Here is a 13,348-nt window from a genome sequence, read left to right as displayed (position 1 = left end):
TGCTGGTGAGGGGGCGTGGTAGGTCCCGACGATGGTCGGACAGTGCCTAGGTCACGGCGGGAGCTCCGCCGGCTCGATCCGCGCGAACTTGACGAAGGTGGAGCGGCCGATGCTGGAAAGCCGGAACCGGACGTTCGAGACCGCCTGCCCCGCCTTGCGGCCAAGTCATCCTCGGCCAGTTCGAGAACTCGAAGCCGCCGGCGTTGGCCCATTCACCAAGTTCGGCTGGGCGGGCGGCCGTCAGACGACGCCCTCGGCAATCAGTCGCCGCGCCACGTCGCGGAACGCCTTGGCCTGCGGCCCGTCGGGTTGTGTCGCGACGATGGGCGCTCCGCCATCCGAGGCGATCCGTATGTCCAGGTTGAGGGGGATCTCACCGAGGAACGGGATGCCCAGCCGCTCGGCATCCGCACGCGCGCCGCCGTGGCCGAAGATGTGCTCCTCGTGACCACAGTTCGGGCAGACGTAGGTAGACATGTTCTCGATCATGCCGAGCACCGGCACGTTCATCTTGCGGAACATGTTGAGCGCCTTGCGCGCGTCCAGCAGCGCCACGTCCTGCGGCGTGGAGACCACGATCGCGCCGGTGACCTCGGCCTTCTGGCTGAGCGTCATCTGCACGTCGCCGGTGCCGGGCGGCAGGTCGACGATCAGCACGTCGAGCTGGCCCCACTGGACCTGGCCCAGCATCTGCTGCAGCGCGCCCATCAGCATCGGGCCGCGCCAGATCACGGCCTCGTCCTCCTGGGTCAGGAGGCCGATCGACATCAGCGTCACACCATGGTTGCGCAAAGGCAGGATGGTCTTGCCGTCGGGCGAGGCCGGGCGGCCGGAGATGCCGAGCATCCGCGGCTGCGACGGGCCGTAGACGTCGGCGTCGAGCATGCCGACGCGCTTGCCCTCGGCGGCGAGCGCGACCGCGATGTTGGAGCTGACCGTGGACTTCCCGACGCCGCCCTTGCCGGACGCAACGGCGATGATGCTCTCCACGCCCGGCACCTTCTGCGGGCCCTTCGGCTGGTCGGGGTGCCGGCCGATCTTGAGGTCGGGCGGCTTGCGTTCGGTATGGGAGGTGAGAAGCGCGCTGACGTTGCCGGCGCCGGCCAGCCGCTCGAGCCGCGCGACGGCCTCCTGCCGGACCGCCTCCATCGTCGGCGCCTGCTCGGCCGCGACCTCCATCACGAAGCGCACGCGCCCGTCCTCGACCGTGAGGGCGCGGACAACGTCGGCGTCCAACAGCGACTTGCCGCTCGCGGGGTCGGCCAGGCTCCGCAGGACCTCGAGAACGTCGGCGCGGCTGAAGCTCATTCCGGCGCCCCGGCGGTCCTGATGTCGCCTTCGACCTCGTGGCGGAACTCGAGGCCGTCGATCGTGAGCACGCAGCGGGCGTGGATCGTGTCGCCCAGCTTTCCGGCCTCGCGCGCCTCGCGCAACGCCGCCTCGATCTGCTGCTGCGAGGTAACGCCGACCTGCTTGAGGAACTTGCGCATGGACATGTTGAATTCGTCGCTCATCCCGTCCTCCTTCTTTCCGGCTCTATGTCGGCGGTCGCGGGCCCGAGAGCAAGCGGTGCGCCGGCTCGGTTATGGTGGGGTTGACCATGTCGCAGCGCAGGTAGTCGTTATTGGCGATGATCACGCATGGTCCGGTTGCTCGATCGTGCGAGTCACTTTCGTGGAGCGGTTCGTCCGCCGTTTGGTTGCCAGCTCGCCTTCGTGTTCTGGGTGGCGCACGACGTTCCGAACCGGGCGTCCTGGCGTGGACCCGGCGCGGCGACGCATCTTCGGCGACGAGCATCCGGCTGCGAAGAATCTCGACTTCGAACCGAAGCTCATCGTCTGGTCGGTGATCGTCTTCGGTGCGCAGATCTTGGCATCCGACTGTCTCTGCTCTGGCATTCGATCATCGGCTTCGTTCTGATGGCAATCGTGTTCGCGTACTTCTATCCGGCTCGATAGATTTCGAGGCTGCATTCGCCGACATCGGCTGCGGCCGCGCCGACAGGAACTGGGCGCGGGAGGACTATCCCCTCTGGGCCGAGAAGAAGCGTAGGGAAGCTGTAGGAAGGCGACGTGGCTCATCGTCCCGCCCGCGACGCGGGTTCCGGGCGCGGAACTGGCGAGCTTACCGCTGATCCAAGCCTCAGCCGGCGGTGGCTTGGTTGTGCCGACGCGCAATCAGGCTCTTTGCGGTTTCGACCGCCACCGCCGCGTCGCGGCAGTAGGCGTCGGCGCCGATCGCGCGGCCGAATTCCTCGTTGAGGGGCGCTCCGCCCACCAATACGATGTAGTTGTCGCGGATGCCCGACTCCTTCATCGTGTCGATGACGACCTTCATGTAGGGCATCGTCGTCGTCAGAAGCGCCGACATGCCAAGGATGTCGGCCTCGAACGATTGCAGCGCCTCGATGTACTTCTCGACCGGGTTGTTAATCCCGATGTTCATCACCTCGAATCCGGCACCCTCCATCATCATTGTCACGAGGTTCTGCCCGATGTCGTGGATGTCGCCCTTCACGGTGCCGATCACCATGCGACCCATGCGTGGCGCTCCGGTCTCGGCGAGCAGCGGCTTGAGGATGTTCATGCCGCCCTTCATCGCATTGGCGGCCAGCAGGACCTCCGGCACGAAGAGAATGCCGTCACGAAAATCGTCGCCCACGACTTTCATTCCCGCGACCAGCGCCTCGGTCAGCACCTTGTAGGGTGCCCAGCCCCGGTCGAGCAGGATATAGACGCCTTCCTCGACCTCGTCCTTGAGCCCGTCGTAAAGGTCGTCGTGCATCTGCGGGATCAGCTCCTCGTCGGGAAGTTCGGCGAGAACGATGTCGTCTTCCTGGTCGGCCATGGATCTCTCCACAAAGGCAGGTCTTGGATACCGTCGGGTGACGTTGGTTCCGGCCTCATACCAGATGGCGCCGCCGCTGCGAATGAAAAGCGGAGGGGCGTCTGGCAAATGTTCTTCATACGTTCTAGCATTCGGCGTATGGAGGCGGGTGACATCGAGCCGGGACGACGCAGGGGGCGGGGCGCGCGGACGAACCGCAGCGGCCGGTACGAATCGCTCGAACGGTCACGGGTGCACGACGGTTGGGAGATCGACGAGCCGCTGCCGCCACTGCGCACAGAGGTTTCGGCTGAGCGTCCGAGAGCCGCGATCACTCGCAATGGCTCGCCCGACATCCCCTTCGACCGGTCGATCAATCCGTACAGGGGATGCGAGCACGGCTGCATCTACTGTTTTGCGCGGCCCACCCATGCGTGGCTCGGCCTCTCACCCGGACTCGACTTCGAGACGCGACTAGTGGTCCGGCCTGAGATGCCGCGCGTGCTGGAGCGCGAGCTGCGCCGCAAGCGCTATGTTCCAGCGCCGATCGCGATCGGCACGAACACCGACCCCTATCAGCCGGTCGAGGCGGAGCATCGGGTGATGCGGCAGGTTCTCGAGGTGCTGCGGGATTTCCGCCACCCGGTGACCATCGCCACCAAGGGAACCCTTGTCGAGCGCGACCTGGACATCCTGTCGGAGATGGCACGGCTGCAACTGGTGCAGGTGGGCATCACTGTCACGACGCTCGATAGAGTGCTGTCAAGGGCGCTCGAGCCGCGCGTGCCGTTGCCCCAGCGTAGGCTCGCGACCCTGCGGCGACTGGCGGAAGCGGGCATTCCGGTAAGGATCATGATCTCGCCGGTGATCCCGGGGCTGACCTGTAACGAAATCGAGGCGCTGGTCGAAGCGGGGCGGGATGCCGGTGCGCGGGCCGTCAGCTGGGCGATGCTGCGGCTGCCCCTCGAGGTTGCGCCGCTCTTTCGTGAGTGGCTGGCAGAGCACCGGCCGGAGCGGGCGGCGCGCGTTATGGCGCGGGTGCGCGAGAGCCATGGCGGGCGCGACTATGACCCAGAGTGGGGCCGGCGGATGAAGGGGCAGGGGACCTACGCCGAGCTTCTGGCCAGCCGGTTCCGCGTCGCGCTCCGCCGTGCTGGTCTGGATCGGGCGATGCCGGAACTCCGCTGCGACCTGTTCGCGCCGCCGACGCAGAAGGGCGACCAGCTCCGTCTGCTCTGACTCCGGCGAACTCAGCCGCGCCGCCGCCGCCGCGGACGCCGTTCCGGCGCACCCTCGCCACCGTCCGAGAGCGACGAAAAGGCGCCGAGCCGTTCGACGATCTCGTCGAGCCCCGGCTTCGGCCCCGGCTCGTGCGTCTCGAGCGCGCGCCGCATCGCCACGAGGTGCTCCGGCGTCGTGCCGCAGCAACCGCCGATGATGCGCGCACCGCAGTCGCGGGCAAGGCGGGCGTAGTCGGCCATCAGCTCGGGCGTGCCGTTGTAGTGGATGTGGCCCTCCACGAACTTGGGGATGCCGGCGTTGCCCTTGGCGATGATCGGAAGCTCCGGACCCTGCGCCGCAATGCCGAGGACGGTGCGCAAGAGATCTGAGGCGCCGACGCCGCAATTTGCGCCGAAGGCGATGGGAGGGTGCGGCAGCGCCGTCACGAGGCGGACGAGGTCCGAGCCGGTCAGCCCCATCATCGTGCGTCCGGCGGTGTCGAAGCTCATCGTCACGCACCACGGCATGCCCGTGCGGCGTATGGCCTCGGCGGCTGCCTCGAGTTCCTCGCCGGCCGACAGCGTCTCGACCCAGAGGATGTCGACCCCGCCCTCCCGCAGGCCCTCCGCCTGTGCTTCGAACAGGTCGGCGGCGGCCTCGCGGGTGAGCGAGCCCATCGGGGCCATTATCTCGCCCGTCGGTCCGATGGAGCCGGCGACCACGACCTCGCGACCCGAGGCGTCAGCCACCTCCCTCGCCAGTGCGGCGCCCGCACGGTTCAACTCCTCCACGCGGTCGGACGCCTGGTGAAGCGCGAGACGCGAGGCGTTGCCGCCGAAGGTGTTGGTGAGGAAGAGGTCCGAGCCCGCGTCGACCGATCCGCGGTAGAGCGCCCGGATCGCATCAGGTCGGTCGACATTCCAGAGCTCGGGCGCCTCGCCCGCCTCCAGCCCCATGTTGAAGAGGTTCGTGCCGGTGGCGCCGTCGGTCAACAGCCAGTCACGCTGCGCGAGCAGGCTCGTCAATGCGTCGCTCATGAAAGGTCGCTCCGTAGATCCCACCTGCGCGTTGGCGCGGCTTCTCGCACGGCGCGCCAGCCGGCGCAAACCCCTCCTTGCCGAGCGGCGTCAGACTTCGGTGAGGATTTGTGCGCGGGCCTCGGTCATCAACTCGGCCATCTTGGCGCGGATCTCGCTCTCGCTTGCCTTGTCGCCCAGATCGGACGAGACCTTGCGAAAGACGTCCTCGTCGCCCGCCTCCTCGAAATCGGCCTTCACCACCTCGCGCGCGTAAGCCACGGCGTCATCGCCATCCTTGCCCAGCTTCTCCGCAGCCCAGAGCCCCAGCAGACGGTTGCGTCGCGCCTCGGCCTTGAACTGCAACTGCGCATCGTGCGCGAACTTGTTCTCGTACGCGTTCTCGCGGTCGTCGAAGGTGGTCATCGGCATTCTCCCCAAAGGATCTCATTCCCGATATGACTGCCACGCATCCGCGTGCCAAGAGGGGAAGCTTGTGCGCGAGACGCCTTTCCCCTATATCGGCCCACATTGGTGCCGGGCCTCGCCCGTGGCGCCGGTTTTTTCTCGGAGCATTCATGGCACGTCGCAAGAAGGTCTACGAAGGCAAGGCCAAGATTCTCTATGAGGGTCCCGAGCCGGGCACGCTGGTGCAGTACTTCAAGGACGACGCGACGGCGTTCAACGCCGAGAAGCGCGCAGTGGTCGAGGGCAAGGGCGTGCTGAACAACCGCCTGAGCGAATTTTTCATGGCGGGCCTGAACCAGATCGGCGTGCCCACGCACTTCATCCGCCGCATCAACATGCGCGAGCAGCTGATCCGTTCGGTGGAGATCATCCCGCTGGAGGTGGTCGTGCGCAACCTCGCCGCCGGTTCGCTGTCGAAGCGGCTGGGCCTCGAGGAAGGCGCCGCGCTGCCGCGGCCGATCGTGGAGTTCTACTACAAGGACGATGCGCTCGGCGACCCGCTGGTGACCGAGGAGCATATCATCGCCTTCGGCTGGGCGACGCAGCAGGACCTTGATGACATGGTCGCGCTGGCGCTCAGGGTGAACGACTTCCTGTCGGGCACGATGATGGCGGTCGGCATTCGGCTGGTGGACTTCAAGATCGAGATCGGCCGGGTCTGGGAAGGCGATTTCCAGCGCCTCGTCGTGGCTGACGAGATCAGCCCCGACAGCTGTCGCCTGTGGGACCTGCAGACGGGCGAGAAGCTCGATAAGGACGTGTTCCGCCGCGATCTGGGTAACCTCGCCGATGCCTATACCGAGGTTGCAAAGCGGCTCGGCGTGTTGCCGACCAATGTGACCCATGCGGCGAAGCCGACGCTCATCAACTGATGAAGGCGCGTGTCACCGTGATGCTGAAGGACGGCGTGCTCGACCCGCAGGGCGAGGCCGTCCGGCTGGCGCTGACGGGGTTGGGCTTTGACGGTGTGCGCGGAGTTCGGCAGGGCAAGGTCATCGAGGTCGATCTCGCCACCGAGGATCGGGCGGCGGCAGAAGCCGAGATATCGCGCATGTGCGAAACGCTGCTCGCGAACACCGTCATCGAGAGCTGGCAGGTCGAGTTGCCGTGAAGGCAGCGGTTCTCGTCTTCCCCGGATCAAATTGCGATCGCGATCTGGCCGTTGCGCTCCGCGGTGCCGGCGCCGATGTCGAGATGGTCTGGCACAAGGAGACGGCGCTGCCGGAGGGGGTGGACCTCGTTGCGGTGCCGGGTGGCTTTTCTTGGGGGGACTACCTGCGGTGCGGTGCGATCGCCGCGCGTGCGCCGGTAGTTCCGGCACTGCGCCGTCACGTAGAGCGGGGCGGCTACGCCCTCGGCGTTTGTAACGGGTTTCAGGTGCTGATCGAGGCGGGCCTGCTGCCGGGCGCCTTGATGCGGAACGCCGGCATCCGCTTCGTCTGCCGGACCGTGGCGCTCAAGGTGACGACGGCCCACAGTCGTTTCACCGCCGGGTACCGTACGGGGCAGAGTCTGAGCGTGCCCGTCGCCCATCACGACGGGAACTACTTTGCCGATGCGGAGACGCTGAGGCGGCTGCACGCGGAAGACCGCGTTGCCTTTACCTACGGCGAGCCGGTGAACGGGTCCGTGGACGACATCGCCGGCATCCTGTCCGCGAACCGCCGCGTGCTCGGCATGATGCCGCACCCCGAGCGCGCCGCGGACCCTGCACTGGGCCTGACCGACGGCGCCGCGCTGTTTCGGGGTCTGGTCGAGGATGCCGTGCCCGCTTGAGAAGCGAGTGCCGGAAGCGTAATCTCGAAAGATGAGAGAGGGCGGGATCCTGCGCTATGTCGCTATGCCTCCGCTGCTGGGCGCGCGGCTTGCGCTGGCGCTTTTCGTGGCGGTCGCGATCGGGGTCGTGTGGGTCACGAACCTCTGGCTGACGGAGCGATTTACCGAAAGCACGCGCAACCGTGCCGAGGTCAGGTTGGCTCTCTATTCTGGCAACCTGCTCTCGGAGTTGCAGCGGGCGTCGGTGGTGCCCCTCTTGCTGTCGCGCGATCCTGCGCTGATCGGGGCCCTCAACTCCGCCGATTACGCACAGTCGAGCCAGCGCCTGATCGGATACCGCGACGAGATCGGAGCCGCATCGCTGATGCTGCTCGATTCCGACGGGCGCACGGTGGCGGCGACCGACCGCAACCGCATCGGGGAGCAGCACCGCGGGGCGCCCTACTTCGTCGACGCGCTGCGCGCGTCGAACACCGTCTTCACCTCGTACCAGACCGAGGCCGGCGGATATCAATTCACCTATTCGCGCAAGATGGATCTGCCGGGCGACGTGCTCGGTGTCATCGTGGTGGGCGTCGACCTGCAGAAGTTCGAGCAGGCCTGGGCAGGTTTCTCTGACGCCGTGATGGTGACCAACAGCGAAGGCGCGATCATTCTCGCGACCGAAGGGCGCTGGCGTGGACGGACTGAGGAGGAGGCGCTGGCGGTGCGCTCGGCGCCCTCGGCCATCCGCCGGGCCATCCAGGCAAGTGTCGACTGGACCGCCCTGCCGCCCGACGCCTATCTCTCGGGCGAGGCGGTGATGCGGCAGGAGGCGCGCATCCCGTTCCAGGGCTGGCGCATGACCAGCTTCACCACCTACTCGGGCGTGCGTGAGCGCGTGAACGGCGTGCTCGCCATCGAGATCATGGGCTTCGCGATCCTGCTGGCGCTGGCCTTCTACCTGCGCAGCCGCAAGGCGTTGTCGCGCTCGATCTTCTTCCAGCGCGAAACGGCGGAGCTGCGCGAGCTCAACAACGCGCTGCAGCGCGAGATCGCGGAGCGGCAGCGGGCCGAGCGGCACCTGGAGGTCGCCGAGCAGACGCTGGCGCAGAGTTCGAAGCTGGCGGCGATGGGAGAGATGTCGGCGTCGGTGAGCCACGAGCTGAACCAGCCGCTGGCTGCGATGAAGACCTACTTGGCCGGCGCGCGCCTGCTCCTGCAGCGCAAGCGGCCCGAGGAGGCGCTGTCGTCCTTCCAGCGCATCGACGATCTGATCGAGCGGATGGGGGCGATTACGCGTCAGCTCAAGAGCTACGCGCGCAAGGGCGGCGAGGCGGTCGAACCGATAGACATGCGCGACGCGGTTTCTGCAGCGCTGGCGATGATGGAGCCGCAGCTCAAGAGCCGCAACGTGCGCATCCATCGTTCGATCCCGCGCGAGCCTGTCGTGGTGATGGTCGATCGGATCCGGCTCGAGCAGGTCATCATCAACCTGATGCGCAACGCGCTCGACGCGACGCGCGACGTGCCGGAGGCGGAGATCCGGCTGGTGCTGACAACCGGCGGCGGCGGCGCCAGCTTGACGGTACGCGACAACGGGCACGGCATCGAGGATCTGGAAAGTCTCTTCGAGCCGTTCTACACGACCAAGGCACCCGGCGACGGGGTGGGGCTGGGCCTGGCAATCTCGTCGGGCATCGTATCGAACTTCGGCGGCAGGTTGACGGCGCGCAACGGCCAGAAGCGCGGCGCGGTATTCGAAGTGAACCTGCCGCTTCACGAACGGTCGGCTGCCGCGGCCGAATAGGACGGGGACGATGAGCAAGTCGATGAAGATCGCGATAGTCGACGACGAGAGTGACATGCGGCAGTCGATCGGCCAGTGGTTGGCGCTGTCGGGTTTCGAGACCGAGACCTACGCCGGCGCGGAGGAGGCGCTGAAGGCGATCGGCGCCGACTGGCCCGGCGCCGTCATCAGCGACATCCGGATGCCCGGCGTCGACGGGATGACGTTCCTCAAGCGGCTGATGAGCGTCGACAGCGCGCTGCCGGTCATCATGATCACCGGGCACGGTGACGTGCCCATGGCGGTCGAGGCGATGCGCGTCGGCGCATTCGACTTCCTTGAGAAGCCGTTCAACCCGGAGCGCATGACCGAACTCGCGCGCAAGGCCACGCAAGCGCGGCGCCTGACGCTCGACAACCGGGCGCTCAGGCGCGAGCTGAGCGATGGCGCCGGGATAATGCACAAGTTGCAGGGTTCGTCTCCGGTCATGGAGCGTCTGCGCGAGGACATCATCGACCTCGGACAGGCCGAGGGCCACGTCCTGATCGATGGCGAAACCGGCACCGGCAAGACGCTGGTGGCCCACGCGCTTCATGCCGTCGGCGCCAAGCCGGGGCGGAAGTTCGTGCTGCATTCGTGCCAGTCGGGGGACGAGGCCACACTGGCGGCCAGGCTCTTCGGCGGCGACGACGCGACACAGCTGCCGCTGATAGAGGAGGCGCGCGGCGGCACCCTGGTGCTCGAGCACATCGAGGCGCTGACGCCCGCCCTGCAGGCCCGCCTGCTGGCCTGGATCGACGGGCAGGGACACCCGCCCGAAACGCGCGTCGTGGCGATCTGCAACCTGCAGGAACAGGGGCGGACGTGCGAGGACCTGCTGCGGCCGGATCTCTTCTACCGTCTCGCGGCAATGAAGATAACGCTGCCTCCGCTTCGAGCTCGGGGCGAAGACATCCTCTCGCTCTTCACCTACTTCGCCGAGCAGAGCGCGCAGGATTATGGCTGTCCGGCGCCTGAGGTGACAGCGCAGGAGGCGGCGCAGCTGTTGCAGGCGCCCTGGCCCGGAAACATCCGGCAGTTGCAGAACGTAGCTGAGCGGGCGGTGCTGCAGGGGCGCCGCGGCACCGGCTCCATCGCGTCGCTTCTGATGTCCGAGGACGAAACGTCGTCTACGGCCATCACCACCGAGGGCAAGCCGCTGAAGCAATATGTCGACGCGTTCGAGCGGATGCTGATCGACAACACGATGCGCCGCCACCGCGGCTCGATCGTCAGCGTCATGGACGAACTCTGCCTGCCGCGGCGCACGCTCAACGAGAAGATGGCTAAGTACGGCCTCAACCGGTCGGACTACCTCTAGACGTGTATCCGCGCGGATTGGCCATTGTATTTCCGGCCGTGGGACACGTATGTTGACCGCAACGAGCGGCGGGCGGGCCTCGGGACTGCTGCTCGATGAAGTTTCGCCGCATCGCAAGGCAGGCCGACGCCGTTCCGCCGTCTGCGCTGCGACCGATTGGCCCCTGAGCGGGGTCGGAAGGACGTCCGCGCGAGGCCGCGCGGGCATGAAACGGGCGCTCTAGAAGGGCGTCGGAGAAGAAACGCGATGACGCGCGACAAGATCAGGACGGGCGAGGGCGGTGCATTGGTGCATCTGCCGAGCTTGTCTCGACGTCGCGGTGTCGCCCATTCCAGACGCGTGATCCGCCCTGCCGGACCCCATGGGGTCGGCCGGGCCGGCGCGTGCACAGAGATCATATGGCAAAGAAGATGCTCATTGACGCCACCCACGCGGAAGAGACACGCGTCGTGGTGGTGGACGGAAACAAGGTCGAGGACTTCGACTTTGAATCGGAGAACAAGCGGCAGCTAGCTGGTAATATCTACCTCGCGAAGGTGACGAGGGTCGAGCCCTCGCTCCAGGCGGCCTTCATCGAGTATGGCGGCAACCGACACGGCTTCCTCGCCTTCTCGGAGATCCACCCGGACTACTACCAGATCCCGGTTGCGGACCGGGAGGCGCTGCTGGCGGAAGAGGCGGCTTTCGCGGCTCAGGACGAGGAGGCGGAGTCGCAGGCACAAGGCCGTCGCCGTCGCCGTGGGAAGTCGGCCGATGCAGGCGGCAAGGATGCGGTTTCGGTCGAACTTCCTGCCGAGTCAGGCGGCGAGGCCGACGAGGAGGCGCGCGCTCGCACGGCGGCGGTCGTGGCGGACATCCCTGGCATGAACATCGTCGACCTGGACGAGGATACATCGGAGGACGCATCCGACAACTCGTCGGACGATGACGACGGGCGCGAGCCTTACCGCGCCATGGACGACGCCGCGTCGCGCGACGAGGAGATTGAGTCGGTCGCCGACGACGACGCTTCGGACGATATCCGTCCGAAGCGCAAGCAGCGGCCGCGCCGCTACAAGATCCAGGAGGTGATCAAGGTCCGGCAGATCATGCTGGTCCAAGTTGTCAAGGAAGAGCGCGGCAACAAGGGCGCCGCACTGACGACATACCTGAGCCTCGCCGGGCGGTACTGCGTCCTGATGCCGAACACCGCCCGCGGCGGCGGCATCAGCCGCAAGATCACCAACGTCGCCGACCGGAAGAAGCTCAAGCAGATCGCGTCTGAGATCGACGTGCCGAAGGGCGCGGGCCTGATCATCCGCACCGCAGGGTCGCAGCGGACGAAAACCGAAATCAAGCGCGACTACGAGTACCTGCAGCGGCTCTGGGAGCAAATCCGCGAGCTGACGCTCAAATCGATCGCGCCGACGAAGATCTACGAGGAAGGCGACCTCATCAAGCGGTCGATCCGCGACCTCTACAGCCGCGACATCGACGAGGTGCTGGTCGAGGGGGCCGAGGGCTACAAGACGGCCAAGGCCTTCATGAAGATGATCATGCCGAGCCACGCGAAGAACGTGAAGCTCTACGCGGACTCGCTGCCGCTCTTCGCGCGCTTTCAGGTGGAGAGTTACCTGGCCTCGATGTTCAACCCGACGGTGCAGCTCAAGTCGGGCGGCTATATCGTCATCGGCGTGACCGAGGCGCTGGTCGCGATTGACGTGAACTCCGGCCGCTCCACCAAGGAAGGGTCGATCGAGGACACGGCGCTCAAGACCAACCTGGAAGCCGCCGAGGAGATCGCGCGCCAGCTGAGGCTCCGCGACCTCGCAGGGCTGATCGTCGTCGACTTCATCGACATGGAGGAGCGCAAGAACAACGCTGCGGTCGAGAAGCGCTTCAAGGATAGCCTGAAGAGCGACCGCGCGCGCATCCAAGTCGGTCGCATCTCCGGCTTCGGCCTCCTCGAGATGAGCCGGCAGCGCCTGCGCCCCGGCATGATCGAGGCGACGACGCAGCCATGTCCCGCCTGCCACGGCACCGGCCTGCTCAGGTCGGACGACAGTCTGGCGCTGATGATCCTGCGACAGCTCGAGGAGGAGGGCACGCGCGGCAAGTCGCGCGAGGTTCTCGTCCGCACGCCCGTTGCGATCTCAAATTACATCATGAACCAGAAGCGCGAGCACGTCGCGGGCATCGAGGCGCGCTACGGCCTCGCCGTCCGGGTCGAGGGCGACCCGACGCTGGTAAGTCCGGACTTCAAGGTCGAGAAGTTCAAGACGCCGCAGACTCGAGTCGTCGAGGCGACCGCGCCGGTGGTCTCCGCCGACGCGGCGCTCATGAGCGAGATTGACGAAGACGACGTGTCGGAGGAGACGCCGGAGGACGTGCCCGAAGACACCGGCGAGGCGGAGCCCGCCGCTTCGGATGATCAGCAGCCGAAGAAGAAGCGCCGCCGCCGTCGCCGCCGTCGGTCGGGCAACGGTAGTGCGGAGACGTCTGCCGAGCGCGCCGAGACGGAGGCCGCGGCACCCGCCGAGGAGCGAGCCCCGGAGTCTGCAGTGGAGGAGGAGAGCCAGGCGCCGAAGAAGCGCTCGCGCAGCCGGTCACGCAAGCGGACCGAGCAGTCAAATGCCGACGCGCCGGAGCAGGTGGAGGCGAACGCTGACCCGGTGGCGGAACAGGCCGTGCCCGTTGGGTCCGCCGCTGACTCGACGACGCTCGTTCCCGAGGTGCGGCCGGCAGAACAGGCTGCGACCGAGCAGTCCGAGATGACGCGCGAGCCCACTCCCGAGCAGGCCCAGCGCGTTCGGGCCGACGGGGAGGACCGCTCCGAGCCGCTCTCGGCCGAATCCCGGTCCGAGGCACATCCGCAGGCGGCCGAGCAGTTTGCGCCCCAGACGGATGAGCAGGTCGGGGCCAAGGCAGAGCAGG

General features: G+C 66.9%; 13 protein-coding genes. 8 read left to right on the top strand and 5 right to left on the bottom strand.

Translation table 11 applies throughout. From position 1 onward, the window contains the following. Positions 1-240 precede the first annotated feature (240 nt). Both JM664_RS15435 and JM664_RS15430 read right to left on the bottom strand, forming a co-directional pair. Positions 241-1,308: an Mrp/NBP35 family ATP-binding protein gene (locus tag JM664_RS15435; protein ID WP_227420830.1), complete on the bottom strand. Its 1,068-nt coding sequence runs from the start codon at positions 1,306-1,308 to the stop codon at positions 241-243. Next, the gene (locus JM664_RS15430; RefSeq protein WP_227420829.1) at positions 1,305-1,514 is read right to left on the bottom strand and encodes a DUF6494 family protein; all 210 of its coding nucleotides are present in this window, start codon (positions 1,512-1,514) and stop codon (positions 1,305-1,307) included. Before JM664_RS15430 ends, JM664_RS15435 begins: the two co-directional genes overlap by 4 nt. Before the next feature lie 244 nt (positions 1,515-1,758). On the opposite strand from JM664_RS15430, the gene JM664_RS15425 reads away from it, so the two are divergent. After that, a complete protein-coding gene (locus tag JM664_RS15425; protein WP_227420828.1) occupies positions 1,759-1,920 on the top strand; it encodes a hypothetical protein in 162 nt (53 codons plus the stop codon). A gap of 222 nt (positions 1,921-2,142) precedes the next feature. Here the strand turns inward: JM664_RS15425 and JM664_RS15420 are convergent, their stop codons facing one another. After that, the gene (locus tag JM664_RS15420) at positions 2,143-2,847 is read right to left on the bottom strand and encodes a corrinoid protein (RefSeq protein WP_227420827.1); all 705 of its coding nucleotides are present in this window, start codon (positions 2,845-2,847) and stop codon (positions 2,143-2,145) included. 138 nt (positions 2,848-2,985) lie between these two features. Between JM664_RS15420 and JM664_RS15415 the strand changes: the two genes are divergently transcribed. Then, positions 2,986-4,065, top strand: coding sequence for a PA0069 family radical SAM protein (locus JM664_RS15415; protein WP_227420826.1), 1,080 nt, complete (start codon positions 2,986-2,988; stop codon positions 4,063-4,065). Positions 4,066-4,076: 11 nt separating this feature from the next. Here JM664_RS15415 and bmt read toward each other — a convergent pair whose 3' ends face one another. Then, positions 4,077-5,084, bottom strand: a complete 1,008-nt coding sequence (bmt, locus tag JM664_RS15410; protein ID WP_227420825.1) for a betaine--homocysteine S-methyltransferase — start codon at positions 5,082-5,084, stop codon at positions 4,077-4,079. 90 nt (positions 5,085-5,174) lie between these two features. Beyond that, positions 5,175-5,489 carry a DUF1476 domain-containing protein gene (locus tag JM664_RS15405; RefSeq protein WP_227420824.1) on the bottom strand — a complete coding sequence of 105 codons (315 nt, stop codon included), beginning with the start codon at positions 5,487-5,489 and terminating at the stop codon, positions 5,175-5,177. Between the two features lie 152 nt (positions 5,490-5,641). On the opposite strand from JM664_RS15405, the gene purC reads away from it, so the two are divergent. From purC to JM664_RS15375, 6 genes are all read left to right on the top strand, one after another. Then, positions 5,642-6,403 (top strand): phosphoribosylaminoimidazolesuccinocarboxamide synthase, encoded by a 762-nt coding sequence (gene purC, locus JM664_RS15400; RefSeq protein WP_227420823.1) that lies wholly within the window; start codon positions 5,642-5,644, stop codon positions 6,401-6,403. Further along, positions 6,403-6,642: a phosphoribosylformylglycinamidine synthase subunit PurS gene (gene purS / locus JM664_RS15395; RefSeq protein ID WP_227420822.1), complete on the top strand. Its 240-nt coding sequence runs from the start codon at positions 6,403-6,405 to the stop codon at positions 6,640-6,642. The genes purC and purS overlap by 1 nt, the downstream gene beginning before the upstream one ends. After that, a complete protein-coding gene (gene purQ / locus JM664_RS15390) occupies positions 6,639-7,307 on the top strand; it encodes a phosphoribosylformylglycinamidine synthase subunit PurQ (protein ID WP_227420821.1) in 669 nt (222 codons plus the stop codon). The genes purS and purQ overlap by 4 nt, the downstream gene beginning before the upstream one ends. Positions 7,308-7,338: 31 nt before the next feature. Then, the gene (locus JM664_RS15385) at positions 7,339-9,096 is read left to right on the top strand and encodes a sensor histidine kinase (RefSeq protein WP_406675819.1); all 1,758 of its coding nucleotides are present in this window, start codon (positions 7,339-7,341) and stop codon (positions 9,094-9,096) included. A 10-nt stretch (positions 9,097-9,106) separates the two neighbouring features. After that, positions 9,107-10,435 carry a sigma-54-dependent transcriptional regulator gene (locus JM664_RS15380; protein WP_227420820.1) on the top strand — a complete coding sequence of 443 codons (1,329 nt, stop codon included), beginning with the start codon at positions 9,107-9,109 and terminating at the stop codon, positions 10,433-10,435. 398 nt (positions 10,436-10,833) lie between these two features. Next, positions 10,834-13,348, top strand: a 2,515-nt coding sequence (locus JM664_RS15375; RefSeq protein WP_227420819.1) for an Rne/Rng family ribonuclease, incomplete at its 3' end; no start/stop codon positions are given.

Source organism: Roseitranquillus sediminis (assembly GCF_016918935.1).
Classification (GTDB): Bacteria; Pseudomonadota; Alphaproteobacteria; order Rhodobacterales; family Rhodobacteraceae; genus Roseitranquillus; species Roseitranquillus sediminis.
Note: the sequence above shows the minus strand (reverse complement) of the source record. Positions and strands in the feature narration are given on the sequence as shown.